Source organism: Paracoccus sp. SMMA_5_TC (genome assembly GCF_009696685.2).
Classification (GTDB): Bacteria; Pseudomonadota; Alphaproteobacteria; order Rhodobacterales; family Rhodobacteraceae; genus Paracoccus.
Genome location: NZ_CP102355.1, coordinates 1,074,441 through 1,100,325, shown reverse-complemented (window position 1 = coordinate 1,100,325; position 25,885 = coordinate 1,074,441). Strand labels below are relative to the sequence as shown.

23 protein-coding genes and 2 pseudogenes are annotated in these 25,885 nt (G+C 66.2%); 14 read left to right on the top strand and 11 right to left on the bottom strand.

The window, feature by feature from the left end; genetic code table 11:
* Position 1: 1 nt before the first annotated feature.
* Complete coding sequence (locus GB880_RS05465) at positions 2 to 949, bottom strand: KpsF/GutQ family sugar-phosphate isomerase (RefSeq protein ID WP_154492216.1); 948 nt, start codon at positions 947 to 949, stop codon at positions 2 to 4.
* 10 nt (positions 950 to 959) lie between these two features.
* Positions 960 to 1,574 carry a ribonuclease D gene (locus GB880_RS05460; protein ID WP_154492214.1) on the bottom strand — a complete coding sequence of 205 codons (615 nt, stop codon included), beginning with the start codon at positions 1,572 to 1,574 and terminating at the stop codon, positions 960 to 962.
* A 230-nt stretch (positions 1,575 to 1,804) separates the two neighbouring features.
* On the opposite strand from GB880_RS05460, the gene GB880_RS05455 reads away from it, so the two are divergent.
* On the top strand, positions 1,805 to 3,817 hold the full coding sequence (locus GB880_RS05455; protein WP_154492212.1) for a TonB-dependent receptor domain-containing protein: 2,013 nt from the start codon (positions 1,805 to 1,807) through the stop codon (positions 3,815 to 3,817).
* A gap of 21 nt (positions 3,818 to 3,838) precedes the next feature.
* Here GB880_RS05455 and GB880_RS05450 read toward each other — a convergent pair whose 3' ends face one another.
* The gene (locus GB880_RS05450; protein ID WP_154550553.1) at positions 3,839 to 4,750 is read right to left on the bottom strand and encodes a LysR family transcriptional regulator; all 912 of its coding nucleotides are present in this window, start codon (positions 4,748 to 4,750) and stop codon (positions 3,839 to 3,841) included.
* 127 nt (positions 4,751 to 4,877) lie between these two features.
* Here GB880_RS05450 and GB880_RS05445 point away from each other — a divergent pair, with 127 nt between their 5' ends.
* On the top strand, positions 4,878 to 5,774 hold the full coding sequence (locus GB880_RS05445; RefSeq protein WP_229774320.1) for an MBL fold metallo-hydrolase: 897 nt from the start codon (positions 4,878 to 4,880) through the stop codon (positions 5,772 to 5,774).
* A gap of 98 nt (positions 5,775 to 5,872) precedes the next feature.
* On the opposite strand, the gene GB880_RS05440 is transcribed toward GB880_RS05445, so the two are convergent.
* Together GB880_RS05440 and GB880_RS05435 are read right to left on the bottom strand one after the other, a co-directional pair.
* Entirely contained in the window at positions 5,873 to 6,079 is a 207-nt protein-coding gene (locus tag GB880_RS05440) for a cold-shock protein (RefSeq protein WP_154492210.1), read from the bottom strand.
* A 156-nt stretch (positions 6,080 to 6,235) separates the two neighbouring features.
* Positions 6,236 to 6,823 (bottom strand): winged helix DNA-binding protein, encoded by a 588-nt coding sequence (locus tag GB880_RS05435; RefSeq protein ID WP_154492208.1) that lies wholly within the window; start codon positions 6,821 to 6,823, stop codon positions 6,236 to 6,238.
* A 109-nt stretch (positions 6,824 to 6,932) separates the two neighbouring features.
* Here GB880_RS05435 and GB880_RS05430 point away from each other — a divergent pair, with 109 nt between their 5' ends.
* Positions 6,933 to 8,051 carry an LLM class flavin-dependent oxidoreductase gene (locus tag GB880_RS05430; protein ID WP_154492206.1) on the top strand — a complete coding sequence of 373 codons (1,119 nt, stop codon included), beginning with the start codon at positions 6,933 to 6,935 and terminating at the stop codon, positions 8,049 to 8,051.
* A 133-nt stretch (positions 8,052 to 8,184) separates the two neighbouring features.
* On the opposite strand, the gene GB880_RS05425 is transcribed toward GB880_RS05430, so the two are convergent.
* A complete protein-coding gene (locus tag GB880_RS05425; protein ID WP_154492204.1) occupies positions 8,185 to 9,210 on the bottom strand; it encodes a LacI family DNA-binding transcriptional regulator in 1,026 nt (341 codons plus the stop codon).
* 228 nt (positions 9,211 to 9,438) lie between these two features.
* On the opposite strand from GB880_RS05425, the gene GB880_RS05420 reads away from it, so the two are divergent.
* The 5 genes and pseudogenes from GB880_RS05420 to GB880_RS05400 all read left to right on the top strand — a co-directional run bounded on the left by GB880_RS05420 (position 9,439) and on the right by GB880_RS05400 (position 14,959).
* Positions 9,439 to 10,488 (top strand): ABC transporter substrate-binding protein, encoded by a 1,050-nt coding sequence (locus tag GB880_RS05420; RefSeq protein WP_154492202.1) that lies wholly within the window; start codon positions 9,439 to 9,441, stop codon positions 10,486 to 10,488.
* A 56-nt stretch (positions 10,489 to 10,544) separates the two neighbouring features.
* Positions 10,545 to 11,342, top strand: a complete 798-nt coding sequence (locus GB880_RS05415; protein ID WP_154492200.1) for an ATP-binding cassette domain-containing protein — start codon at positions 10,545 to 10,547, stop codon at positions 11,340 to 11,342.
* Positions 11,339 to 12,585: pseudogene (locus GB880_RS05410) on the top strand (sugar ABC transporter permease). Before GB880_RS05415 ends, GB880_RS05410 begins: the two are co-directional and overlap by 4 nt.
* A 13-nt stretch (positions 12,586 to 12,598) precedes the next feature.
* Complete coding sequence (locus GB880_RS05405; RefSeq protein ID WP_154492270.1) at positions 12,599 to 13,327, top strand: SDR family oxidoreductase; 729 nt, start codon at positions 12,599 to 12,601, stop codon at positions 13,325 to 13,327.
* Between the two features lie 12 nt (positions 13,328 to 13,339).
* A complete protein-coding gene (locus GB880_RS05400; RefSeq protein WP_263467341.1) occupies positions 13,340 to 14,959 on the top strand; it encodes an FGGY-family carbohydrate kinase in 1,620 nt (539 codons plus the stop codon).
* 25 nt (positions 14,960 to 14,984) lie between these two features.
* Here the strand turns inward: GB880_RS05400 and GB880_RS05395 are convergent, their stop codons facing one another.
* Positions 14,985 to 15,761, bottom strand: a complete 777-nt coding sequence (locus tag GB880_RS05395) for an RES family NAD+ phosphorylase (protein WP_263467340.1) — start codon at positions 15,759 to 15,761, stop codon at positions 14,985 to 14,987.
* The gene (locus GB880_RS05390) at positions 15,721 to 16,101 is read right to left on the bottom strand and encodes an antitoxin Xre/MbcA/ParS toxin-binding domain-containing protein (protein ID WP_154493290.1); all 381 of its coding nucleotides are present in this window, start codon (positions 16,099 to 16,101) and stop codon (positions 15,721 to 15,723) included. The genes GB880_RS05395 and GB880_RS05390 overlap by 41 nt, the downstream gene beginning before the upstream one ends.
* A gap of 193 nt (positions 16,102 to 16,294) precedes the next feature.
* On the opposite strand from GB880_RS05390, the gene mprF reads away from it, so the two are divergent.
* Entirely contained in the window at positions 16,295 to 18,925 is a 2,631-nt protein-coding gene (mprF, locus tag GB880_RS05385) for a bifunctional lysylphosphatidylglycerol flippase/synthetase MprF (RefSeq protein WP_154493288.1), read from the top strand.
* A gap of 371 nt (positions 18,926 to 19,296) precedes the next feature.
* On the opposite strand, the gene GB880_RS05380 is transcribed toward mprF, so the two are convergent.
* The gene (locus tag GB880_RS05380) at positions 19,297 to 20,358 is read right to left on the bottom strand and encodes a linear amide C-N hydrolase (RefSeq protein ID WP_154493286.1); all 1,062 of its coding nucleotides are present in this window, start codon (positions 20,356 to 20,358) and stop codon (positions 19,297 to 19,299) included.
* Between the two features lie 685 nt (positions 20,359 to 21,043).
* Here GB880_RS05380 and GB880_RS15855 point away from each other — a divergent pair.
* From GB880_RS15855 to GB880_RS05360, 5 genes and pseudogenes are all read left to right on the top strand, one after another.
* Positions 21,044 to 21,184: pseudogene (locus GB880_RS15855) on the top strand (transketolase); the annotation flags it as partial.
* Positions 21,185 to 21,267: 83 nt separating this feature from the next.
* The gene (locus tag GB880_RS05375; protein ID WP_253033939.1) at positions 21,268 to 21,636 is read left to right on the top strand and encodes a hypothetical protein; all 369 of its coding nucleotides are present in this window, start codon (positions 21,268 to 21,270) and stop codon (positions 21,634 to 21,636) included.
* On the top strand, positions 21,609 to 21,866 hold the full coding sequence (locus GB880_RS05370) for a hypothetical protein (RefSeq protein ID WP_327077758.1): 258 nt from the start codon (positions 21,609 to 21,611) through the stop codon (positions 21,864 to 21,866). The genes GB880_RS05375 and GB880_RS05370 overlap by 28 nt, the downstream gene beginning before the upstream one ends.
* 17 nt (positions 21,867 to 21,883) lie before the next feature.
* Complete coding sequence (locus GB880_RS05365; RefSeq protein WP_263467339.1) at positions 21,884 to 22,252, top strand: transketolase C-terminal domain-containing protein; 369 nt, start codon at positions 21,884 to 21,886, stop codon at positions 22,250 to 22,252.
* Between the two features lie 202 nt (positions 22,253 to 22,454).
* On the top strand, positions 22,455 to 23,147 hold the full coding sequence (locus tag GB880_RS05360) for a TRAP transporter large permease subunit (protein WP_263467338.1): 693 nt from the start codon (positions 22,455 to 22,457) through the stop codon (positions 23,145 to 23,147).
* A gap of 840 nt (positions 23,148 to 23,987) precedes the next feature.
* Here the strand turns inward: GB880_RS05360 and iolB are convergent.
* Positions 23,988 to 24,782: a 5-deoxy-glucuronate isomerase gene (gene iolB, locus GB880_RS05355; RefSeq protein ID WP_154493284.1), complete on the bottom strand. Its 795-nt coding sequence runs from the start codon at positions 24,780 to 24,782 to the stop codon at positions 23,988 to 23,990.
* A gap of 182 nt (positions 24,783 to 24,964) precedes the next feature.
* Positions 24,965 to 25,876: a myo-inosose-2 dehydratase gene (iolE, locus tag GB880_RS05350; RefSeq protein WP_154493282.1), complete on the bottom strand. Its 912-nt coding sequence runs from the start codon at positions 25,874 to 25,876 to the stop codon at positions 24,965 to 24,967.
* Positions 25,877 to 25,885 lie beyond the last annotated feature (9 nt).

Sequence of the window (25,885 nt, the reverse complement as noted above, 5' to 3'; positions counted from 1 at the left end):
CCTAGACCATGCCGCTGCGCAGGAAGTCGTGAATGTGGATCAGCCCCTGCGGCCGGCCCTCGTCATCGACAACGAACAGGCTGGTGATGCGGCGGGACTGCATCTCGGCCAGCGCGGCCTCGGCCAGCTGATCGGCGGCGATGGTGCGGGGATTGCGGGTCATCACCTCGGCCGCGGCGTGATCCAGCAGCCCCTGCATATGGCGGCGCAGGTCGCCATCGGTGATGATGCCGACCAGCCGGCCCTGGGCGTCGACCACCCCGGTCACGCCAAAGCTTTTCTGGCTGATGGTCAGCAGCGCCTCGGCCATGGGCGCGGTTTCCGGCACCAGCGGCATGTCCTGATGCATCATGTCGCCGACGCGCGACAGCCGCGCGCCCAGCTTGCCGCCGGGGTGAAAGGTGCGGAAATGGTCGGGGGTGAACTTGCGATGTTCCATCAGCGCCACGGCCAGGGCATCGCCCAGCGCCATGGTCATGGTGGTTGATGTCGTGGGCACGATTCCGGTGCCGCAGGCCTCGGCCGCGGCGGGCAGGTCCAGCGCCACATCCGCCTGCCGCAGCAGGGTAGAGCCGGGCCGGCTGGCCACCCCGATCAGCGGGATCTGGAACCGGCGGGTATGCGCGATCAGATCGGCCAGTTCGGGGGTTTCGCCGGAGTTCGACAGCACCAGCGCCACATCGCCCTGTGTCACCATGCCCAGGTCGCCGTGGCTGGCCTCGGCCGGGTGGACGAATTGCGCCGGCGTGCCGGTCGAGGCCAGCGTGGCCGCGATCTTGCGCCCGACATGGCCGGATTTGCCCATGCCCGAGACGATGACCCGGCCACGGGCGGACAGGATCAGGGCCACCGCCCGGTCGAAGCTGTCGCCCAGCGTGTCGGCAAGGCGGTTCAGCCCTTCGGCTTCGGTGCGGATGACTCGCACGGCTGTATCGAGATATGCGCTCATGGCGGGCTATCTAGTGATGGAAGATGTCGTTTTCATCCCCCCACCCCAGCAGGTCCAGGTGGGCGCGGGCGGGAAGGAAGTCGAAACAGGCCTGCGCCAGGCCCAGCCGGCCCTCGCGCTCCAGCCGACGTTCCAGTTCGGCCTTCAGCTGATGCAGATGCAGCACGTCCGAGGCGGCATATTCCAGCTGCGCCTCGGTCAGCTCCTCGGCGCCCCAGTCGCTGGTCTGCTGCTGCTTGGAAATATCGACGCCGACCAGTTCGGCCAGAAGATATTTCAGCCCATGCCGGTCGGTGAAGGTCCGCACCATCTTCGACGCGATCTTGGTGCACCAGACGGGGCGGGTGACGACGCCGAAACAGGCCTCGAGCGCGGCGATGTCGAAGCGGCCGAAATGGAACAGCTTCAGCACCTTGGGATCGGCCAGCATCCGCGTCAGATTGGGTGCCTGGCGCTGGCCGCGCGCGATCTGCACCAGATGGGCATGGCCGTCGCCCGACGACATCTGCACCAGGCACAGCCGGTCGCGGCGCGGGTCCAGGCCCATGGTTTCGGTATCGATGGCCACCACCGGGCCAAGGTCCAGATCGTCCGGCAGATCGTTGCGATAAAGGTGAATGGTCATCTTGCGCTTTCCGGAATGGGTATCGTCCCGCCTTAGACCTTTTGCCCCCGGTTGCGCCAGCCCCGCGATGCGGGCCGGAACCTGTTCCGCATCGATAACAGGTGCGGCCCATCGGCCACATATCATATAAAAATTGTCATCTATTGCCGTTATTCCTGATTAAAACACTTGTGAATCGGCAACGGCATTTTCTAGATAGGCCGGCAATCACCGACCTCAAGGTAATAACAATGCGATATCAATATATTATCCCGCTTGCGGGCGTGTCCCTGCTTGCGCTCTCGACAGCATTGCTGGCGCAGCAGGCGACAGTGCAGGGTCAAGACAAGGCCGTGGTCCTGAACCCGATCACCCTGATTGCCCAAGGCCAGGAAAACGTCGAAGCCACCGGCGGCGTCAGCATCACCGCCGAGGATCTCGAGGCGCTCCAACCGGCCGATGTGTCGGAGCTTTTTGCCCGCAGCTCGGCCGTGACGGTTTCCGGCGGCGCGGCCTCGGCCAAGCGCATCCATGTCTTTGGCCTCGAGCAGTCGAACCTCGCCGTTAGCGTGGATGGCGTGCCGCAGGGGCCGACCAGCTGGCATCACACCGGATCGAATGTGGTTGACCCTGCCTTTCTGAAATCGGTCGAGGTCGAGGCCGGCGCAGCCGCTGCAGATGCCGGCTTCGGCGCGGCCGCGGGGGCCGTGCGTTATGAAACCGTAGGCGCCCGCGATCTGTTGAGCGAAGGCCGCAATCAGGGCGGTCGTGCCGCCCTGTCCTATGGCTCGAACGGGCGCGGGTTGTCGGCATCGCTGGCCGGTTACGGACTTTATGGCGGTTTCGACTGGTTCGCCATGCTGCATGCCACCGATGGCAAGGATTACAAGGCCGGCAACGGATTGAAGATGGACGGCACCGCCCCGTCGGTGCTGGGCGGCCTGGTCAAGCTGGGTTACGAATTCGACGCCCACCGCCTGGAGCTTTCCTATGATCGCAGCCGTGACGACGGCGACCGCACGATCAAGATGAACATGGACCTGTCGGGTCCGGGCATCGACCGCGCCGTCTATCCGCTGCAGATCACCCGCGACACGCTGACGCTGAAATACAGTTCGACCGCCCCCAGCGACGCCTGGGATCCCGAAGCGATGATCTTTGTCAGCGACAATCGCTATGAGCGTCCGAACTATCTGGTCGGCGCGGTCAATGGCGACATGAACCTGAAGAATCGCACCATCGGCGGCAAGCTGCAAAACACCTATACCCTGGGTCAGGGCCGCATTACCGCCGGGGTGGACTGGGCCTATGATGATTACGATGTCGACAATTACGGCGACACCGATGTGCGTTACTGGACCATGCAGACCATGCAGGTCGGCGCCTTTGTGCAGGGGCGTTTCGAATTCGACAACGGCATCGACCTGTCCACCGGCCTGCGCCTGGATCACCACCGCTACACCGATTTCAACGGCGGCCGCCATGCCGATACCGGCGCCAGCGTGAACGGCACCCTGTCCTATGAGTTCGCCGAGGGCTACGAGGTTTTCGCCGGCGCCTCGCATACCTGGCTGGGCTATACCTTCGGCGAATATGCCTTGCTGCATGCACGCGGCTCCGATCTTTACGTCGCCAGCGATTACGAACCATCGTCGGCCCGGAACCTGAAACTGGGGCTCAACGTCGATCAGGCGAACTGGACCGGCAACTTGACGCTGTTCGATACCCGTCTGAAGGACATGGGCGAGTTCCAGTTCCCCGAAGGCGCTGCCCCCTATCTGGGCAACGAGGCCGAATACCGCTCGCGCGGGTTCACGCTGCAGGGTGCCTACAGCTGGGGCAGCGGCCGCATCGGCGGCAGCTTCACCAAGGCCAAGGTCACCCAGGACGGGGTCGAGGTGCTGCCCGCAGGTGGCGCTGCCGTGCCTGTGGGCGAGATCGCGACGCTGTATCTCGATCAGGAAATCCCGCAGCACAACCTGAAGTTCGGCGGCACCGTCGAATGGGCGGGCAAGCTGTCCAGCCCGGAAATGACAGCGGCCGGGTTTGCCGATCACACCAGCTATACGGTGGTCAACCTGTATGGCGAATGGCGGCCGGCGTCCTATGACAACATCGCCGTGCACCTGGGTGTCGATAACCTGTTCGACCGCGCCTATTACGAGCGTTCAAGCTATGTCCAGCGCCAGCGCGGCAGCCGGCAGATCGACCCGCTTTATGCGCCGGGGCGCACGGTGACGCTGGGCGTGCGCATGGATTTCTGAGCGCGGACAGCAGCCCCGACATCATCGGCCGCCGCCCAGTGTGCGATGGGCGGCGGCCAGCATGTCGACAAAGGCCGTCACCTTGGGCGCGCGATAGCGCGCCGCCGGATAGACGGCAAAGACACCGCCGGCCGGCAGATGCCAGTCGGGCAGCACCTGCCGCAGCCGGCCCCGGGCCAGGTCGTCGGCCACCAGGAAATCGGGCAGCACCGTCAGCCCGCCGCCGGCGAGCGCCGCGGCCAGCGCCGCCGGCGTCGAATTGGTGGTCATCACCGGCGTCAGCCGCACCGCCGCCACCGCACCGTCGGCGCGCTGAAAGCGCCAGTGCAGCGGTTCCTTCAACGCCGCATTGGCGATGAAGGGCAGACCCGCCAGATCGGCGGGCACCATCACATCGGCGGAAAGATCCGGCGCCAGCACTGCCAGCTGCCGGAAACCGCCGATCCGCCGCGCCTGATGGCTGGAATCCTCGAGCCAGCCGACGCGGATGGCCACATCGACCTGATCCCCGATCAGATCGCTTTGCCGATCCGACAGCAGCAGTTCCACCCTGCAGGCGGGATGGGTGCGGCAGAACCGCGCCGCCACCGCCGCCACGCGATGGCTGCCGTAATCGTCCGAGGCAGCAACCCGCAAGAAGCCCTGCGGCTCGGCCTTGAGGCGGGCGATTTCCTCGATCGCGCTGCCGGCTTCGGCAAAGATCGCCGCGCAGCGCGTCTGCAGGGCGCGGCCGGCCTCGGTCAGCTGCACCTTGCGGGTGCTGCGCAACAGCAGCGTCACGCGCAATTCGTCCTCGAGCCGGCTGACCTGCTGGCTGACCACCGCCTTGCCGATCCCCAGACGCTGGGCGGCGCGGGTAAAGGAGCCGGTTTCGGCCACGGCGACGAAATAAGCCAGACGGTTCAGGTTCACCGGCCCCACGTCAGCCCCCATGATTGTTTGCCAACATCAAACAGTGTGTCGCATCATGCCGGATTTATCGATCATTCGCCAAGGCCTATCTGGACGCCATGACGCAATCGGGGCCGGTTTGCCGCCCCGCCTTTCGCAACAGGAGAAGATGATGATGACCCGCCGCGATCTGATGGGCGCCTCGCTGGCGCTGGGGGCCGCAACCGCACTAGGTGCCGCCGCCCGTGCAAGCACGCCAGAGCTGAACTGGACCCATTTTCCCGCCGGCGCCAATGGTTTCTTCCGCGCGCCGGTTCTGGTCAGCGGCCCGACCGAGGCGGTGTTGATCGATGCCGGCTTCACCTATGGCGATGGCCGGGCGCTGGCCGATGCGATCCGGGCCAGCGGCCGGAAGCTGACCACCATCTATGTCAGCCAGTCCGACCCCGACTATTATTTCAGCCTGAAGCCGATTCAGCAGACCTTCCCCGAGGCCCAGGTCCTGGCCGCCAGCGAGACCATCGCCGCGATCCAGGCCAATGTGGTCAAGAAGCTGGAAACCTGGGGTCCGCAACTGCAGGACAATGGCCCACAGACCCTGGACGACATCGTGATGCCGCAGCCGTTCGACGGGCCGGCGCTGCTGGTCGACGGCCGGCCACTGGAAATCGTCGCCGCCACCGGTCTGCCAAACCGGCGCTATATCTGGTCGCCGGATCTGCAGGCGGTGCTGGGCGGGGTGATGATCTTTTCGGGAGTGCATGTCTGGACCGCCGATACACCCAGTGCCGAAAGCCGGGCGGCCTGGATCGACAATCTGGACCGGATCGCGGCGCGCCAACCGCAGGTGGTGATTCCCGGGCACATGACGCGCGATGCCGCCACCGGTCTGGCCGCGATCGATCATACCCGGAACTATCTGCGCGCATTCGAGGAAGAACTTGCCCGCGCCAGTGACGCCGCGGCGCTGCGGGCAGCGATGCTGGCGCGCTATCCGCAGCTTGAGATGGGGGTGGCGCTGGACATTGGCAGCAAGGTCGCCACCGGGGAAATGCGCTGGGGCTGACCCCTGCGTCTATCGGGCAGCCCGACCGTCAGGCCGGGTTGCCGCGGATGTTCATGCGCGCGGCCGCGCGAACGGCTGGCCGCGCCGCCAACAGGCGATCAGGCCAGAGCCAGGTCGCGCGCCGACTGACGGCCATCGCGGCCGGTTTCGATTTCAAAGGTCACGGGCTGGCCGTCATTCAGTTGACGGATGCCGGCACGCTCGAGAGCCGAGATGTGGACGAACACGTCCTTGCCGCCGTTTTCCGGGGCGATGAAGCCGAAGCCTTTGGTGGCGTTGAACCATTTCACGGTGCCATTGGCCATGTGATGTCTCCTGGATGGAATGTCGCTCGCGGAATGCAGCGACCCGGCTCGGTCAGTTCGGAAGCAGACTGAAGCCGGGAAGGAGACAGGATGCAGAAGGAATCAACGTCGCGGCCCCCTTATGCGCCCTGCGGACGCATAAGGCAAAGGAAAGTTTCATGACCCCCCGTCACCGCCGGGCGCGACATGGCCGGGCCTGCGCCGCAGGCTGGCAGCATTGCGTGCCGCCTGTTCATAGATGCCGGTCAGCAATTCCAGACAGCGGGCAGCATCGGCAAGACGATCCATCAGCCCAGGCACGCCATCGACCCCCGCCACCAGAAGCTCGGCGCGAATCCTCGCATAGCGGTCGGTGACGGAACGCCCCAGCTCGGTCACCTGATAGATGACCCCCGCGCGGCCCGAGCCGCTGCGCGCGACCAGCCCGGCGGCGATCAGCTTGCGCAGGCTGTACTGGATATTGGGAATGTCGTTGCGATTTGCCATATGGGCCAGATCATGAATGGTCTTTGGGCGATCATTCATGCGGATGATGTGCAGCAGCGCGTTTTCAGGCCCGCTGTGGTTGAAATCGCCCACAGCGGCCAGACATTCCGTCTGCCAGCGGCCAAAGGCCTCATGACAGCGCATCAGCGCATATTCCAGATCGGCCACTTTCTGCTCGGACCGGCTGGCAGCCAGATGCCAGCTGCGATCAAGCGCCTGCGGCTGATTCCTTTTTTCGCTCTGGTCGGGATCGCTCATCATCTTGTCCTTGCACAGGAATATGCCCGGATGCTGCGCTTGCGTCCATGTCGATTTTATGATAGATTATTTATTATAACTTCAATTACAAATTCGACAGGGAACCCCGATGAACGCTGCAGAACGACTGCTGGACCGTGACACTTTCCTGCTGGGAACTTTTGCCACCAACTGCTCGGGCGGCATGACCGTGACCAAGGTTCCGGAACGCTGGAACAACTCCTTCGCGAACAACCTGCGACTGGCAAAGATGCTGGATGCCGCCGGTATCGACTTCATGCTGCCGATTGCCCGCTGGATCGGCTATGGTGGCGAAACCAATTTTCATGGCAGCGTCCTGGAAACCATGACCTGGGCCGCCGGGCTTCTGGCCCAGACACGCAACCTGACCGTGTTCTCGACCATCCACACGGTGGCCAATCATCCGGTCGTGGTGGCCAAGCAACTCGCCACGCTGGACCAGATCGGGAATGGTCGCGCCGGCCTGAACATCGTCGCAGGCTGGAACAAGCCCGAATACGACGCCCTTGGACTGACCCTGCCGGACGATCATGAGACCCGCTACGGTTACGCGCAGGAATGGTTCGACATCGTCAAGGCGCTCTGGACCCGAACCGAGGCCTTCGATTGGGACGGGAAATATTTCAAGCTGCGCAACGTGCTGGGCGACCCGCGGCCTGCTGCGGAAATTCCCATCCTGAATGCGGCCGGCTCTGCTCAGGGCCGCGGTTTCGCGGTGCAGAACGCCAACTTCCTGTTCACGCCCGCCATAGATCTGGGCAGGTCCAGGGATGAAATCGCCGAGCTGAAGGCGATGGGCAGCAACGTCGGGCGCAAGGTCGGGGTGATGACCTTTTCGCATGTGGTCTGCCGGCCAACGGAAAAAGAAGCGCGCGATTATCTGGAACATACCGGCAAGACCAACGCCGACTGGGAAGCGGTCGACAACCTTGTCCGGCTGCAATTTGCCCATGCGCATTCCTTTCCGCATGATCTGCTGGCATTGATCCGCGACCGCATGGCGGCGGGACATGGCGGATATCCGCTGGTCGGCACGCCCGAACAGGTGGCCGAAGGCCTGCTGGCGCTGCACGCGGCCGGGTTCAACGGCACGACGCTGTCGTTTGTCGATTATGCCGAAGAGTTCCCCTATTTCCGCGACAACGTCCTGCCGATCCTGGCCAAGGCGGGGATCCGCGCGCCTGCCCCCGAACCGGTTCCGGCCTGAACGGGACCAGATCCGGTCATTCCGGGTCGCCGCAACCTCGCGGCGGCCTGATAATTTGTCGCCGCGCTGGCCTGGCAAAACGGATTGCCACAGAAAGACCGCACCTTGGCCGGACCTTGCGCGGCGCGTGGCCTCAGCAATCCTGCGCGGGCAGCGCGGGCGTGAAGATGCAGGGAATGTCCATGCGCCTGACCACATCGGGCGGACGGTCCACCAGCTCGAATACCCGTGCCAGCATGGTTTCGACATCCTGCCGCATCATGCCGACATTCTGCGGCAGGAAACCGGCAAAGGGATCCCAGTCGAAGCAGCCGAAACGCAGATCAGGCCGTCCCCCCGGCCCGTAAAGCCAGCGGATGAAGCCTTCGAGCGCGATGGTGGAATTGACGAATACCCCGCTGCCATCGGCAAGAGCCAGGCCGGCAAGCGCTGCCTCGGTCCTGGTGGCGGAATAGCCGTGCATGATGCGCTGCGACTCGGGCACCGCCAGCCCGCGTTCGGCATGCGCCGCCAGAAACCCGCGCAAACGTTCGCGGGTGTTGTGATCCTGCGCCCGTCCGCCGATGAAATGCAGCGGCGCCGCCCGCCCGAAATCCTGCTGCACCCGGTCCAGGATCCGCGCCGCCAGATCGCGCGCCCCGCCGAAATTGTCGGAAACCACCGAAGGCATCATCTGCCCGGGCAGGTCCAGATTGATGGTGCGCACCCCCGATTGCGCGCAGACCTCGGCGATTCGGTCAGGGTCGGTGGCGCCGGTGGCGATCAGGCATTCCGCCTGATAGGACATCATCTCGCGTGCCGCCTCGACTTCCAGCGCCGGGTCGCGCTGGGTGCAGGTGATGACAGGAAACAATCCGCGCTGCCGCGCGCGAATCTCGAAGCCTTCGGCAATGGCGCCGAAATAGCGGTTGTCGTATTTCGGAATGATCATGCCGATGATGCGCGAGCGGTCGCGGCGCAGCAGGCTGGCCTGCAGGTTGACGGCATAGCCCTGCTCCCGGGCGATTCGGCCGACACGCTCGGCCAGGGCGGCGCTGATCCGACGCTTTTTCCAGGTGCCGTTCAGGATCGCGCTGACGGCGCTGGGGCTGGCCCCGGCGATTTGCGCGATATCGTAGATGGTTGGGCGCCTGCCCGGGTTTTCGCTGATCTCGGCCATGGGACTCCGGCAAGTGATGAGGACGCAGCCTGACCGGCCATGACAGTATCTTGACATGGAAGCAAAGCTGCAACAACATTGCTACATCGATTGAGCATTGATGCTGCATCGATGGCGCTATCCGGGAGGAACGCGCCTTGGCAGTCATGATCGGGGTCCGGCTTGCCGGCCACGGCCCCGGCGCAGTGGCCCGGGCCCAGCTGTGCCCGGCGATGGAGGAGAACACAGATGACATCCAGATTCCCGCTGGCAGCGGCACCCCTGGCCCTGACCACGCTGCTGGCAGGCGCGGCCATGGCGCAAGAGGCCGCGACCGTGGCCTTCCTGATGCCCGACCAGGCATCGACGCGCTACGAACAGCACGACTTCCCCGGCTTCAAGGCGGCGATGGCCGAGCTTTGTGCCGATTGCACGGTGATCTATCAGAACGCCAATGCGGATGTGTCGCTGCAACAGCAACAGTTCAATTCGGTGATCGCCCAGGGCGCCAAGATCGTGGTGCTGGACCCGGTCGATTCCTCGGCCGCAGCCGGGCTGGTGCAGATCGCGCAGTCGCAAGGGGTCAAGGTCATCGCCTATGACCGCCCGATCCCGGATGTGCCGGCGGATTATTACGTGTCCTTCGACAACAAGGGCATCGGCCAGGCGATCGCGCAATCGCTGATCGATCACCTCAAGGCGCAAGGCGTGCCGGCGGGTTCGGGCGTGCTGCAGATCAACGGTTCGCCCACGGATGCGGCGGCGGGTCTGATCCGGGACGGCGTCGATGCGGCGCTGGATGCCTCGGAATACAAGACCCTGGCCGAATACGACACGCCCGACTGGGCGCCGCCCAAGGCGCAGGAATTCACCGCCGGCCAGATCAACCGCTTCGGCGCCGAGATCAAGGGCATCGTCGCCGCCAATGACGGCACCGCCGGCGGCGCGATCGCGGCGCTGAAGGCCGCGGGCGTGAACCCGCTGCCGCCGGTGACCGGCAACGACGCCACCATCGCCGCGCTGCAACTGATCATTGCGGGCGATCAATACAATACGATCTCGAAGCCGTCGGAAATCGTGGCCCGCGCCGCGGCCGATGTCACGGTGAAATTCCTCAAGGGCGAGACGCCCGAGGCCAAGACCACGCTTTACAACACCCCGTCCGAGCTGTTCGTGCCTGCCGTCGTCACCCGCGAGAACATCAAGGCCGAGATTTTCGACAAGGGCATCCAGACTGCGGAAGAAGTCTGCACCGCCGATTATGCCGACGCCTGCCGCGAGCTGGGCATCATCCAGTAACCCCCCCGCCGCACGCGCCGCAAGGCGCGTGCGGTTCCTTGCGACGGAGGCAAGCGATGGTCGATAGCCAGAATGCCGCCCAGCCGATCCTGCGGCTGCGCGGGGTATCCAAGCAGTTCGGGGCGGTGCAGGCGCTGCAGGACATCGAACTGGACGTGCACGCGGGCGAGGTTGTGGCCCTGGTCGGCGACAACGGCGCCGGCAAGTCCACGCTGATCAAGGTGCTGGCGGGGGTGCATCAGCCCACCAGCGGCAGCATCGAATTCATGGGCCAGCCGGTGACGATGGACAGTCCCGGCCGCGCCATCGAACTGGGCATTGCGACCGTATTCCAGGATCTGGCGCTGTGCGAGAATCTCGATGTGGTAGCCAACCTGTTCCTTGGTCAGGAACTGTCGCCCTGGGCGCTTGACGAGGTGCAGATGGAGGTCAAGGCCTGGACGCTGCTGCGCGAACTGTCGGCCCGCATCCCCTCGGTGCGCGAACCCATCGCCTCGCTGTCGGGTGGGCAACGCCAGACCGTCGCCATCGCCCGTTCGCTGCTGACCGATCCGCGCATCGTGATGCTTGACGAACCCACCGCCGCCCTGGGGGTCGCCCAGACCGCCGAGGTGCTGAACCTGATCGAGCGGCTGCGCGACCGCGGCCTGGGGGTGATCCTGATTTCGCACAACATGGAGGACGTGCGCGCCGTCGCCGACCGCATCGTGGTGCTGCGCCTGGGGCGCAACAATGGCGTCTTTACCGCCGAAGATTCCAATTCCGACCTGATCGCCGCCATCACCGGGGCGACCGAGAACGCGGTGTCGCGCCGCCAGGCCCGCAAGCTGGAACCTGCAGGAGACCGGACATGAGCGATCCGAACCAACCCACCGCGCTGGACCGATCCGACAGCCGCGTCCGCCATGACGAAGGTATTCCCGGCGCGATCCGGGCCTTTGTCGACCGCGTGCGCTCGGGCGATCTGGGCATGTTGCCGGTGATCGTCGGCCTAGTGCTGATCGCGACCGTGTTCTGGTCGCTGAACCCGGTGTTTGTCGCCCCGAACAACCTGGCCAACCTGCTGTTCGATGCCGCCGCCGTGGGCTGCATCTCGCTGGGCATCGTCTGCGTGCTGATCCTGGGCGAGATCGACCTGTCCGTCGGCTCGATGAGCGGGCTGGCCTCGGCCATCCTGGGGGTGATGTGGGTCAAGATGGGCCTGCCCGCGCCCGTGGCGATCCTGGTGGCTCTGGGCACCGGCGCCTTCATGGGGCTGGTCTATGCGACGCTGCTGAACCGTTTCGGCATGCCCAGCTTTGTCTCTACGCTGGCGGGGCTGTTGGCGATGCTGGGGTTGCAGCTGTATCTGCTGGGCTCGACCGGGTCGATCAACCTGCCCTATTCGTCGTTCCTGGTCCGTTTCGGCCAGATCCACGTCATGCCCGCCTGGCTCAGCTATCTGCTGGCAGTTGCGCCCGGGGCGGTGATGTTGTGGCTGGGCATCGACCGGATGCGGCGGCGCGCCGCGGTCAACCTGTCCAACCCCGGCGGCATGTCGGTGCTGCTGGCCAAGGCGGGCCTCCTGACGCTGCTGCTGCTGGCGGCGGCCCATTACCTGAACCAGGGCCGCGGGATTCCGTGGATGTTCGGGCTGTTCGTGGCGCTGGTGGTGGCGATGAACTATGCGCTGACGCGCACGAAATGGGGCCGGGCGATGTTTGCCGTCGGCGGCAACCGCGAGGCGGCGCGTCGTTCGGGCATCAATGTGCATCGCATCCGCATTTCGGCCTTCATGCTGTGTTCGACGCTGGCGGCCTTTGGCGGCATGCTGGCGGCATCGCGGCTGGCTTCCTCGAGCCAGCAGGCGGGCACGGGGGATGTGAACCTGAACGCGATCGCGGCGGCGGTGATCGGGGGAACCTCGCTCTTCGGGGGGCGCGGCTCGGCCTGGTCGGCGCTGCTGGGGGTGATCGTGATCCAGGCAATCTCGAACGGGCTGACGCTGCTGAACCTCAGCTCGTCGCTGCGCTACATGATCACGGGCGCGGTGCTGGCGGTGGCGGTGATCGTGGATTCGCTGGCGCGCCAGTCGGGGCAAGCCACGGCCGCGCATAGAAAGGACAAGGACATGGCAATGGAACTGACCGGCAAGGTCGCGGCGGTCACCGGCGCGGCATCGGGCATCGGGCTGGAATGCGCGCGGGCGATGGCCCGGGCCGGGGCGCAGGTGGTGCTGATCGACCGCGCCGCAGGGCGGCTTGAGGAACTGTGCGCCGAGATCGGCCCGAACGCGCATCCGCTGGTGGTCGATCTGCTGGACGGGCCGCAGGTCGATGCGATCGCCGCGCGCGTCGCCGAGATGGTCGGGCCGATCGACATTCTGCACGCCAATGCCGGCGCCTATGTCGGCGGCCCGGCGGCCGAGGGCGACCCGGATGCCTGGGACCGCATGCTGAACCTGAACGTCAACGCCGCCTTTCGCAGCGTCCGGGCGGTGCTGCCCGGCATGATCGAACGCAAGACCGGCGACGTGATCTTCACCTCGTCGGTGGCGGGCGTTGTGCCCGTGGTGTGGGAGCCGGTCTATACCGCCTCGAAATTCGCGGTACAGGCGTTCCTGCACGCGACCCGGCGGCAGGTGGCGCCGCATGGCATCCGCATGGGCGCGGTCCTGCCCGGACCGGTGGTCACCGCCCTGCTGGACGATTGGCCCAAGGCCAAGATGGAGGAAGCCCTGGCCAACGGGTCGCTGATGCAGCCCACCGAGGTGGCCGAGGCGGTGATGTTCATGCTGACGCGGCCGCGCGGCGTGGTGATCCGCGATCTGGTGATCCTGCCCAACAGCGTCGATCTCTAGCAGGGGGCGGGAATGAGCGATCCGATCTTTCTGGGCATCGACGTGGGCACCGGCAGCGCCCGCGCGGGCCTGTTCGATGCCGCGGGCCGGATGCTGGCCGCGGCCCGGCGCGACATCAGGATGTGGCGCGAGGGGCCCGACATCGCCGAACAGTCCAGCGACGACATCTGGTCGGCCGTCTGCGCCGCCACGCGCGAGGCGCTGGACTGCGCCGGTGTCGCCGCGACCGATGTCGCGGGCATCGGCTTTGACGCCACCTGTTCGCTGGTGGTGCTGGGTCCGGACGGCCAGCCGCTCAGCGTCAGCCGCTCGGGCGATCCTGCGCGCAACATCATCGTCTGGATGGATCACCGCGCCGTCGCCCAGGCCGAACGCATCAACGCCCAGGGCCATGGTGTGCTGCGCTATGTCGGCAATGTCATTTCGCCGGAAATGGAAACACCCAAGCTGCTGTGGCTGCGCGAGAACCTGCCCCAGAGCTATGACCGGGCCTGGCAATTCATGGACCTGGCCGATTACCTCGGCTGGCGCGCGACCGGCGATCTGGCGCGGTCAAGCTGCACCGTGACCTGCAAGTGGACCTATCTGGCGCATGAAGATCGCTGGGATCCCGACTATTTCCGCAGCATCGGCCTGGGCGACCTGGCCGATCAGGGCTTTGCCCGCATCGGCCAGCGCATCGTCGCGCCGGGGACGGCGCTGGGGGCCGGACTGTCGGCCGGGGCCGCGGCCGATCTGGGTCTGCAAGCCGGCATCCCGGTGGGGGCGGGGCTGATCGACGCCCATGCCGGCGGCATCGGCACCGTGGGCATGGCCGGGAGCGCGGAACGCAACATGGCCTATGTTTTCGGCACATCCTCCTGCACGATGACCACGACCCGCGATCCGGTCTTTGTTCCCGGGGTCTGGGGCCCCTATTTTCAGGCCATGGTGCCGGGCATGTGGCTGAACGAGGGCGGGCAGTCCGCTGCCGGCGCCGCCATCGAACAGCTGCTGGCCTTTCACCCCGCCGCGGCCGAGGCAGCGGCCGCCGCCCGCGCGGCCGGGCAGTCGCTGCCGGCCTGGCTGGCGGCACGGGCGGCTGCGGCGGTGCCGCGCCTGTCCGATACCGTGGCGCTGGCCGACGGGCTGCATGTGGTGCCCGAATTTCTGGGCAATCGTGCGCCCTTTGCCGATCCCCACGCCCGCGCCATCGTCGCCGGGCTGGGGATGCAGCGCGATGCGGACAGTCTGGTGGCGCTGTATGTGGCGGGGCTGTGCGGCATCGCCTATGGCCTGCGCCAGATCATCGAGGCACAGGATCGGGCCGGCGCCTCGATCGCGCGTATCGTGATTTCCGGCGGGGCAGGCCAGATGGACCTGGTGCGGCAATTGCTGGCGGACGGCACCGGCAAGCCGGTTCTGGCCAGCAGCGCCGATGAGCCGGTGCTGCTGGGCGCGGCCATCCTGGGCGCGGTGGCGGCGGGCCATTTCGCCGACATGGGCGCGGCCATGGCCGGCATGTCGCATCCGGGTGCGACCTATGCGCCCGACGCCGCCGCCGGCCGCATCCACGACCACCGCTTTGGCATCTTTGCAGCGCTGCAGGCGGCGCTGCGCCAGGACCGTCAGGCGGTGGCGGCGGCCGCCTGACCTGCCCATCGCGCGTGCCCGCGCCCTAGCGCGGGCCGGGTTGCTCCCCGGTCAGCGCGGCAAGGCGCGGGTCGCCGGCAAAAAGGGCGACGGGATATTCCAGCCCCAGCGGCGGATGCTCGCGCAGCGCCTGCGCGCCGGTCGGGCCGATGCGGATGCGCCAGGTCTGACGCTCGACCGGCTGCGGCGCGGCAAAGGCGCGGCAGGTCAGGACCGCAAGATTCGCGCCCCCCGCCGGATCGCGGACCGAGGCATAGCGGATCAGCCCTGCCCCGATCCCGCGCGCGGTCTCGGCCAGATCCTGGCAGGCGGCGTATTCGGTCGGATGCATCCAGACCGCTCGATCCGCCGCCAACCCCCCCGACGTCAGGTCCAGCGCCAGCGGCACCGACAGTTCCGCCGCAAAGCCGGTATATTCCGCCGCATCGTCGGGAAACGGGGTGCCCGGACTTTCGGCATGGAACAGGAAGCGATAGAACACCATCTCGGCCGCCGCCGTCTCGGGCGCCTCGGCCCCATACCAGACCCCGGGCGTCAGACCGGCGCGGCGAAACCGCGACCCCGCCGGATAGGGCCGATAGCGAAAGGGCGTCGCCAGCAGGTAATCGAGGCCCCGGCATTCGGCCGGCAGCGGCGGCTTGGTCGCTTCCAGAATATCCTCGAGCAGCTGTTGCTCGGCCAGGCTGTCCACCAGCTTCAGGGTCGAGACCCGGTGCTGCGCCTCGACCATGCGCCAGGCCCGGCCCGCATAGGGCCGCGCCTCAGACCGCAGCGCGTCTGGCGTCCAGGTAGGTGGTGACATCGACCAGCCCCTGCACCTGCATCATCCGTTCGACCGGGCGGGCGCCCAGCGCGGTATTGGGCTCGACCAGCCAGCGGCGCGCCACGAACTCGTCGCCGCCGGTAATGGCATCCAGCGACCGAAAGCAGCGCACCAGCAGCGCCGCCATTTCAAAGCTCTTGCTGCCCGGTTCGAGCAGGCTGTCACCGCGCCTCCAGCGCGAGACGGTGGCCTCGGACACGCCGATGATCTCGGCCAGCTGCCGGCCAGACAGGCCAAGCCGCTGGGCGGCACGCAACGCCGCCTTGGTCAGCACCGCGCCGGCCTGTGGGTTCGGAGGGATTTGAGGCGCAAGACTCATGGCGATCATCCTTTCATGTGAAATTATATGGCGATTCCATTTCAGAATGAAAGGGTCATTTCGAGACCGCGGCCCCTTTCGCCCAGCCTGCGGCACATGCCCGTTCAGGTTGCACGACCGGATCGGCGCAGTTGCCGATCACCCTTGGACCGCATAAGAGCAGGCAAGTGCCAGCTGCAAGGAACTGCGCCCGATGCATGACCAAGCCCAGGATGCGCTGCCGGACAGCAGGGACCGGCAATGGCCGCGGCTGCGGGCAGTTCTGCCCTATATGCTGGCAGCCGGTCTGTTTGCGCTGGGGCTGTGGGCGCTCTATCGGCTGCTGGCACCGGTGAATCTGGCCGATGTCGCGGCGCAGGTGCGCGCCACGCCCTGGACGACGCTGGCGCTGGCCTTTCTGGCCACGCTGGGGGGCTATCTGGCGCTGGCGGGCTATGACTGGTCGGCACTGCGCCATATCGGCAAGCCCTTGCCGGTGCCGGTGGTGCTGACCGGTGGGCTGATGGCCTATGCCTTTGGCAATACCATCGGCCTGACCGCGATTTCGGGCGGGGCGGTGCGCTGGCGGATCTATTCCGGGCTGGGGCTCGACGGCTATGATGTCGCGGCGGTCTCGACATTCGCGGCGATTTCCTTCGGGATCGCGGCGACCGTGGTGGGGCTGGGGGCATTGGCCCTGCATCCGGGCGCGCTGGCGGCAGTGCTGCCCTTTGCGCCCGCGACCATCCGCCTTGCGGCCATCGCCATCGTCCTGGCCATCGCGCTGCCGCTGGTCTGGGCCGCCGTTTCCGGACGCAGCCTGACCCTGGGCCGGTTCACGCTGCAGGCGCCCAGCCTTTCGGTGCTGGGCGGGCAGATCCTGTTCAGCCTGGGCGACATCGGCTTTTCATCGCTGACGCTTTATCTGCTGCTGCCCGCGTCCGGCATGGATTTTCTGACGTTCCTGGCCGTCTTTGCCGCGGCGACCATGGCCGGCATCGTCAGCCATGTGCCAGGCGGCATCGGCGTGTTCGAGACGGTGGTGATCGCCGCCATGCCGGCGGGCACGCCGGTGGACAAGGTCGCGGCGGCGCTGCTGATGTTCCGGCTGGTCTATTACCTGCTGCCCTTTGTCCTGGCGCTGATCGTTCTGGCACTTTACGAGGCCTGGCGCGCCGTCGGCCTCAGCAGCCCCGCCAGCGGCTTCGGCCGCATCCTGACGGCCATGGACCCGGCGCTGGGGGCGGTGGCGCCGCTGGCACCCCTGGTGCTGGCGGTGATGGTGTTCGGCTCGGGCTTGTGGATGAGCTTTTCGGCGCTGATCCCGCCGATGACCGAAGCCGCCGAGATCGCCGAGAACCTGTTCCCGCTGGCCTTCGTCGAGGGTTCGGCGCTGCTGTCCTCGGCCCTTGGGGCGGCGCTGATCGTGCTCGCCGCCGGCATCGTGCGGCGCAGCCACGGCGCCTTCTGGCTCAGCATCGCGGCGATGGCCGGCGGCATGGCGGTGTCGCTGGTGCAGGGCCCCGACTGGGAACGCGCCGGGGCGCTGGCGCTGGCCGCATCGATTCTGATGCCGTTCCGGCGGGCGTTCCAGCGACGCACCACACTGACCCACGCCGCATTGGGCCCCGGCTGGATCGTGCTGGTTGCCACCACCATCGCCGCCTTCGGCTTTCTGCTGTTCTTTGCCTACAAAGGCACACCCTATTCCTACGAATTGTGGTGGCAGTTCGCCACGGATGAGCGCGCACCGCGGGCATTGCGCGCCGGCCTGGTGGCAAGCCTGATCGTGGGCCTGGCCGCATTGTGGCTGCTGCTGCGTGCGCCCGGCTACCGGCTTGGCCTGCCCCAACCCGCCGAACTGGCACAGGCCGGCAACATCATTGCCGCAACCGATCATCCGGACGCGGGTCTTGCACTGACTGGCGACAAGGCGCTGATCTTTTCGGACGACGGTCGCGGGTTTGTCATGTTCGGCGTCGCAGGTCGATCCTGGATCGCCTATGGTGGCCCGGTCGGGCCGGCCGATGCCGCGGGCGAGGCCGCCCAAGCCTTTACCGACGCGGCCTGGCGCGCCGGCGCGCGTCCGGTCTTTTACGAGGTCGGGGCCGAACACCTGCCCCTGATGCTGGAACTTGGCATGGTCCTGCACAAGATGGGCGAAGAGGCGGTTGTTGATCTGGCCGATTTTTCGCTGAACGGGCCCGGGCGCAAGCGACTGCGCGCCGCCCATGCCCGTGCGTTGCGGGACGGCCTGACGCTGGACATCGTCGCGCCACCCCACGATCCTGCGCTGATCCTGCAATTGCGCAGCATTTCCGATGACTGGCTGCAAACCAGGCAGACACGCGAGAAGGGATTTTCGGTCGGCCGGTTCGATGCCGCATGGCTGGGGCGTTGGCCATTGGCGCTGGTGCGCCAGAACGGTCGCATCGTTGCCTTTGCCAACGTGCTGATCACCGACAGCCGCGCCATGGCCTCGATCGACCTGATGCGCCATTTGACGACCGCGCCGCCCCCCACGATGGAGTTCCTGTTCACCGAGCTGATGCTGCGGCTGAAGGCGCAGGGTTATCGGGCGTTTTCGCTGGGGATGGCGCCGTTGTCGGGGCTTGTGCCCGAACGCAGCCGCCGGCTGTGGGATCGGTTTGGCGCCCTCATCTATCGACACGGCGGGAATTTCTACAATTTTCAGGGTTTGCGCGCCTTCAAGGACAAGTTCCAGCCCGACTGGCGCCCACGCTATCTGGCCGCACCCTCGGCCGCGCCGCCCCTGCTGACCCTGGCCGATGTCGCGCGACTGATCGGTGCCCGAACCGATGACCGCAACACGCGCCGGGCATGAGAAATCGCGCCTGCGGCACCTTGCCCCCTGCCCTTCACCGTTCCGGCCGCTGGCAGAATGTGCAGCTGTCATGTCGATCCTGCGCTGATCCGAAGCATGCTTCGGCTCTGTCTCGGCAGGTTCTGGCGTAGGGTTGGGGCGCGCCTTCTCTCGGATAGTCCGGCGCGGGGTCCGCGTTCTGGCAATGAATCGCTGATCCGCCCGGTCATGGCCGGTCACCATGCTCCTGTATGGCTTGCCCTGGCGCCCCGTGGAAGGACCGCCTGGGCCGAGGCGTCAGGGACCGCCCCCCGCCAAGCCTTGTGCCCCGCCAGACAAGGGCTCAAGACCACCAGGAACCCGGCAGCTCGCAGGCGGGCAAAGAAAGACGATCAGTCCGAGGGCTGAAAGACAAAGGGCGAGGCAGCCTCGAAACTGGCCGAGGATTCGCCTGCAAGGATGCGCTGCATGTCGGTCCCCAGATCCAGCTTCACTACCGGCGCGCCTTCCGACAGGTCCAGCTTTGCCAGATCGACCCAGAAGACGCTGGGCGATGTCACTGACTCGACATAATAGCGCCGATCACGCTGGTCCGCCACGACGCGCCAACGGGTGGTAGACAGGTTCGGCTGATCGGCAATGCTGATGCCCCAGGGGACGGAGACCTGCCTGATCACGCTGAACACCGAAGCCGCCGCCACGCGAGGATCTGCACTTTGCTCCACAGCATTTATGTAGAAGCTGGCACGCACAAAGCGGTCGGTGGCGCGGACGGTGCCAGGCATGAACTCGCGCGGGTTCACCCCCTGCCAGTATTCGCGGATTGCAAGCTGTCGCTCATATGTCGGCTCGTTGGTCATCACCTGATAGCTGCGGTCATGCCAGATCACCATTTCGCCATCGACGAATTCGATGATCGCGCTGTCCCCGGTCGCATCCGACATCGAGACATGGACGGTTGCGGCCTTGCCCGGCGGCCCGACCGGAACCTCGCCGCCCTGGACCAGAACCGGGTTGGCGCGCAGGTCGGCCACCGCCTCGGCCACGGTGCCGTAGCGGTCAAGCAGATACTGCGGAAAGACCGAAAGCGAGATGCGTGGCGTCACGCCATCATCCTCGGGATAGGTCGCCTCGACTTCCCACAGCAGGTTCACGACCAGGCCCGCTTCATTCATGCCGTCGGCGGTCGCGATGTCATAGCCAGATACCACCAGGCTGCCGTATTTTGCCGTCCATTCTGCCGAACGCTCGCCCGCCGCGCCATCGCGCGCCATGCCCCGCGGAAAAGCCCAGAGATTGCTGACCATCGGCATTTTCCAGTCCATGCTGCGCCCGGTCAGGATGCGCCCCTCGGGGCCAAGATAGACGGCCCGGGTGCAGGCTTGGGCCACTGGGGCCGCGGCCATGATGACCGTCGCAGCCATGGCGACCGCAGTTTGCACAAAGCCATACATTCGGACCTCGCGACGCCTGTGGAACAAACGACTTGCCTCGGTCGCCATTGCCGCTGTGAACTTGCCGCGCGAAAGCGCCAGGCAGCACCGGCGATCAGGCGGCTTATCTTTGCGTCGATCTCTTGGCATGTCCAGCACCGCCGAGCGGTTGGCTCACGCAATGCACAAGGCGATAGGTTTCGATGGCGATCATGTGCGGCGCCGGAAAGGCTGCTCGCGCCGAGGTTATGGGACCGGGCGATTGCTCTGACGCGCAGGCATTGTTTTGAGCCACAACCAGCCGCGACGCGACCCGGACCGCTGACCAGATTGCCGATGCCCGGCGTCCCCTCACAACGGTATCCACATCGTTGAGCCGTATTCTGGCTGCAGACTGGCGAAGGTAAATCATCTCCCCATGCTGATTTCACCACATGCTCGGCTGCCAGGGGCGCAACCACCTGCGCCCGATCTGATCGCCTGTGCGCATCCGCGACGAGGGAACGAGCAAACTGTTCTGATCTGGTAGACGTCCGCCTGGCTGCCACCCTGCTTCGGATCATCGATCCGCCGGGCCAGTTCCGATGGCGAACCGGGCAAGGGTTCGACGTGGGGGGCCGCGATGTCGGTCTCGGCGCAGGAGTTGTCGAACCTGGTCTGCCTGGTCGATTTCAACGATTAACAGGCCGATGGCCCCTCGACCCAGATGCTGACGGCCGAGCGGGTGGCCGACAAATGGGCAGCTTTCGGCCGGCACGTCCTGCGCATCGACGGCAACGACATCGCAGCCATCCGCACGGCCTTTGACACCGCCCGCGACCATCCGGGCCCCCAGCCCAGCGCGATCATCTGCTACACGATGATGTGCAAGGGCCTGCCCTTTCTGGAGACGCGCGAGATCACACATTTCATCCGCGTCGAGCCTAATGCATGGGGCCACGCGCGGCGACCTCGGCCTTGGTCGCCTCGATTTCGGCCGAGGGTTACGATACGGTGGCGGCCCCCTGCGGACACGCGCTTGTCGATCTGGCCCACCGCGATCCGCGCATCCAGGGCCTTTCGGCGGATCTGGCGAAATACACCGACATGCACATATCGGCGCGGGCGATGCCCGAGCGGTTTCACAAGATGGGCATGGCCGATCAGCTTCTGATGTCCGCCGCTGCCGGTCTGGCATGCAGGGGCTTCATGCCCTTTGCCACGACCTATGCGGTCTTTGCCAGCCGCCGCGCCTGTGACTTCATCGCCATCGCCGCAGAAAACCTGCCCGTCTGTATCTGCTGCCCCTGGCGGGCCTGACGACGGGCTACGGCCCCAGCCATCAGGCGCTCGAGGATCTCTCGATCATTCGCGGCCTGCCCAACATGACGATCGTCGACCCCTGCGATGCCACGGACATTCAGGGCATGTTCCGGGCCTTGACGGTGCATACCGGCCCCGACCATACGCGCCTGCTGCGCGGCAAGGCTCCCGACGTGATCCGCCGCCACAAACCCGATTACCGCTTCCAGTTGGCCGGGCACAGATGATCCGCTAAGGCGGCGACGTGCCGGTCGTCTCGACCGGGATCATGGCGATACGGGCGCGGGACGCGGCCGAGCGGCTGGCTGCGGACGGGATCGGCGTGGCGGTCCTGCACGTGCCCACGAGCAAGCCGCTGGACCGCGACACGATCCTGACCACGGCAGCCAAGGGCCGCCTGCTGGTCGCGGTCGAGAACCACACCATGATCGGCGGTCGGGGCGAGGCGGTCGCCGCCACGCTGATACAGGCCGGCGTCAAGCCGCGCTTCCGCAGGATCGGGCTGCCCGGCGAATTCCTCGAAGCCGGCGCGCTGCCGACGCTTCACGACATCCATGGCCTCTCGGTGGATCGGGTGGTCGCGACGATCCGGGGCGGCTCTAAACCCCAATGACAGCAGAAAAGCCCATGGAGCTTCTTGACGGAAAGACAGCGATTATCACCGGCGTGGACTATACGGCAGGCTTCGCGGCGGCGGTGAACCCGTAGTGCTCGACCATCTCGGTGCTGATCCCGCCATCCATTCCGCTGAGCCTCTAGGGTCTTGTGGCGAATGTCTCGATCATTGACTGGTCGCGGCGGGCATCCTGCCGGGCGTGCCGCCGGGGCTTGGCCTGTTCGGCTGCGTCTGGCGGGCGGCCCGGCGCCGCGACCTGCCCCGCGCGCCGCTGGTAAGCGGCTTTGACGCCTTCCGCCGTCAGATTCTGATGGCCATTCCGACCCTGCTGATCCTCGTCTTCGTGATCGGCACGCTGTGCCTCGGCATGGCCATCCCGACCGAGTTCAGCGTCATGGCGGACGCCTACGCATTGGTGATCGGCGGTCTGATCTATCGCGACCTCACCCTGCGGGCGATCTGGAGTGCCTTGATCGAGACGGCGGTGATGACCGGCGCGGTGATGCCGATCACCATGACCTCGTCCGCGTTCCAATGGCTGCTGACGGCCGAGCGCGTGCCGCAGAACCTGGCCATCCGGGTCACGGCGACGATCAGCGGGCCCTGGACGATCATCATGGCGCTGAACCTGGTGATTCTGGTCATGGGTGCTTTTCTGGATCCTCTGGCCGCGATCCTGCTGCTGGGTCCGCTTTTCATGGGCATCGGTCAGGCGATCGGGCTGGACCCGGCGCAGCTGGGGCTGATGATGGTCGTGAACCTGCTCATCGGGCTTTACACCCCAATGCAGCAGCCCAGCCCCGTCAGACAGGCCCGCGCCTCGGCCTCATGTTGGCGGGCGCGGGCAGCGATCCAGTCGGCAATGCGCGCGACGATTCGCCAATTCATGTAGCGCGGCGGGCAAACCATCCAATAGACAGAGAAATCGATCACCTGGAATTCCGTAGACAGCGGCACCACATCCCCCGCAGGATATCGGCCAAATGCAGATTGACGCTGTGCAGCGCGACGCCCATCCCCTGCCGCGGCAGTTCCAGCACATCGAGGATTGGTCGAAGGCCATCGCATAGGTCGGGGCCGGCAGGTCGATCCGCGTCATGACCGCCAAAGATCCCACCGGAACTGCGCCTTGACGCTGGCGATCAGCGCGGCATGACGCAGCTGCGAGACCGGATCGTCCTAAATCGCCCGCAAGCGCGCCAGATAATCGGGGCTGCACATCGGCATGATCAGATCATGCATGACCCGCGTGACCGACAAGCCAGCCCATTCGCCATGACCATAGCGCAAGCCGAAATCCACGTCCTTGGTGTCAAAGGCGGTGAAATCCTGCGTTGCATCGCCCCGGATCGCCCAGCCGGGATTGGCAGACAGGAAAGCCGCCGACCCGTGGCCCCAGCCAGCGCACGCCGAAACTGGGGCTGACGCGGAGGATCAGATTTCGCAGATCACGCTGACTTGTGAACGCGCCCCGCGCATTGCGGATCGCGCAAAATGCCTTGGGTGGCGGTCTGGAACTGGGTCTCGCCTTCCTGCTGCAGGACCAGCTTGCGACGCTCGCGCCGGAACAGGCGCACGCCGAACTGCCCCCCGATCAGACGCAGCCGCGCCGACAGTGCGGGTCCGGGCGACGGTCTCGAACTATTCGACGGCCTTGATGTCGAGATCGCGCATGAAGCGGAATACCTGCATTTGCCCGGCTGGCCAACGACAGATCACCGGGGCTTCTGCTTCAGCCGATCCGCTCCATTTCCAGCGCCTTGAGAAAGCGCCATGCTCGTTTGGGTCCGGCCATGACATTGAGGTAGTAGAGTTCGATCCCGTGGGGTGCGCCGCAGGGGTGGTGGCCGCGGGGCACCAGGACGACGTCGTGATTTCGGACCGCCATGACCTCGTCGAGGCTGCCGTCGTCAGTATAGACACGCTGGATCGCCCAGCCATCGGCGGGGTTCAGGCGGTGGTAATAGGTCTCTTCTAGATAGGTGATGCGGGGGAAGTCGTCCTCGTCATGGCGGTGACTGGGATAGGAGGACCAATGCCCCGCCGGGGTGAATACTTCGGTGACCAGCAGGCTGTCGCAGAAATCCTCGGCCTCCATGGCGATGTTGTTGATCCAGCGGGTGTTCGTGCCCTCGCCGCGCTGCGTCAGGGTGATGCCCTCGGGGCCGATCCGCCGCGCCTCATGCCGGCCATGGCCGGGCGCGGAACAGACCGCGATGGTGCAGTCGGTCACTGCCTCGGCGGCCCAGTCCTGACCGTCCGGCACATAGAGACAATGCGGCGGCGTCTTCTCGAATACATCCATCCGCTCGCCAAGCACGCCCCAGTCGCGCCCTGCCGCGCGGAACGCGGCCTTGCCCTCGACCATGACCAGGATCACCTCGCGTGCGCCCGTCGCGGCACTGACGCGCTCGCCCGCGCGCAACCGGTGCAGCGCAAAGCCCACATATCGCCAGCCCGCGCTTTCGGGCGTGATCCGATGCATCTCGCCATGCGCCCCGAAAGGCCGCCTCAACAGTTCCGGCATACCTGCCTCCTTCCGACCAAACCGTCGCGACGGCCCCATCGAGGGGCCGGCGCGCCGGTCGGGGCAATGCCCCTCCATCCCCAGCCCGAACCGCAGCGCACAGGATCCGGGCTTCTTCTTCATCCAGGGAACCCGATGCCCCCGGAACGGCCTCATTGCCCCGGCTGGGGCGGCACGGCCGCCTAGGCGGTGACGGACCTGTCCAGCCCCGCCGCCCGCGCGGCCTCCTTCAGCGCCTTCAGCCCCATCGCCTGGTAGTAAAGGGGGTCGCGCAGGACTGGGTCCTGCTCGGCCTCGATGACCAGCCAGCCCTGATAGCCCACCTCGGCCAGGATCCCCAGCAGCGGCACGAAGTCGATTGCCCCCTCCGGATCGCCCGGCACGGTAAAGGCGCCCGCCAGCACGCCCTGCAGAAAGGACAGCCCCTCGGCCCGCACCCGCTCGGTCACCGGGCGGCGGATGTTCTTGGCGTGGAAATGCGCCACCCGACCCGCATGGCGGCGCAACACCGCCTCGGGGTCGCCACCGCCAAAGGCGCAATGCCCCGCATCGAACAGCAGATGCGTGGCAGGACCGGTCGCGGCCATGAAGGCGTCGATCTCGTCTGGGCTCTCGACCACGGTGCCCATGTGGTGGTGATAGGCTAGCGTGATGCCCTGTCCGGCCAGCCAGGCCGCGAAGGCCTCCATCTTCGCACCAAAGGCGGCCATCTCGTCCGCGCTCAGCCGCGGCCGGTCGTTGACCGCCTTTGCCGGATCGCCATGCACCGTGTTCGAGCATTCGCAGACGATGCAGACGCGACAATCATTCGCCTTGAGCTTGGCCAGATGCGGCTGTACGGCCGCGATCTCGTCCTCGACCGAGCGCACGAGCAGATGCGTCGAATACCAGCCCGAGATGAAGCGCAGCCCGTATTCCGCCAGAAGCGCCTTCAGCGCCTGCGGATCATCCGGCCAGCGGTGGCCGTTCTCGATCCCGTCAAAGCCGATCTCGCGTCCGGCCTGGCGCAGGATCTGCTCGGTCGGGATATGGGCGCCGATGCTCTGGTCGTCGTCATTGGCCCAGGCAATCGGGTTGGTGCCGTAAAGAATCATGGTCGTGCC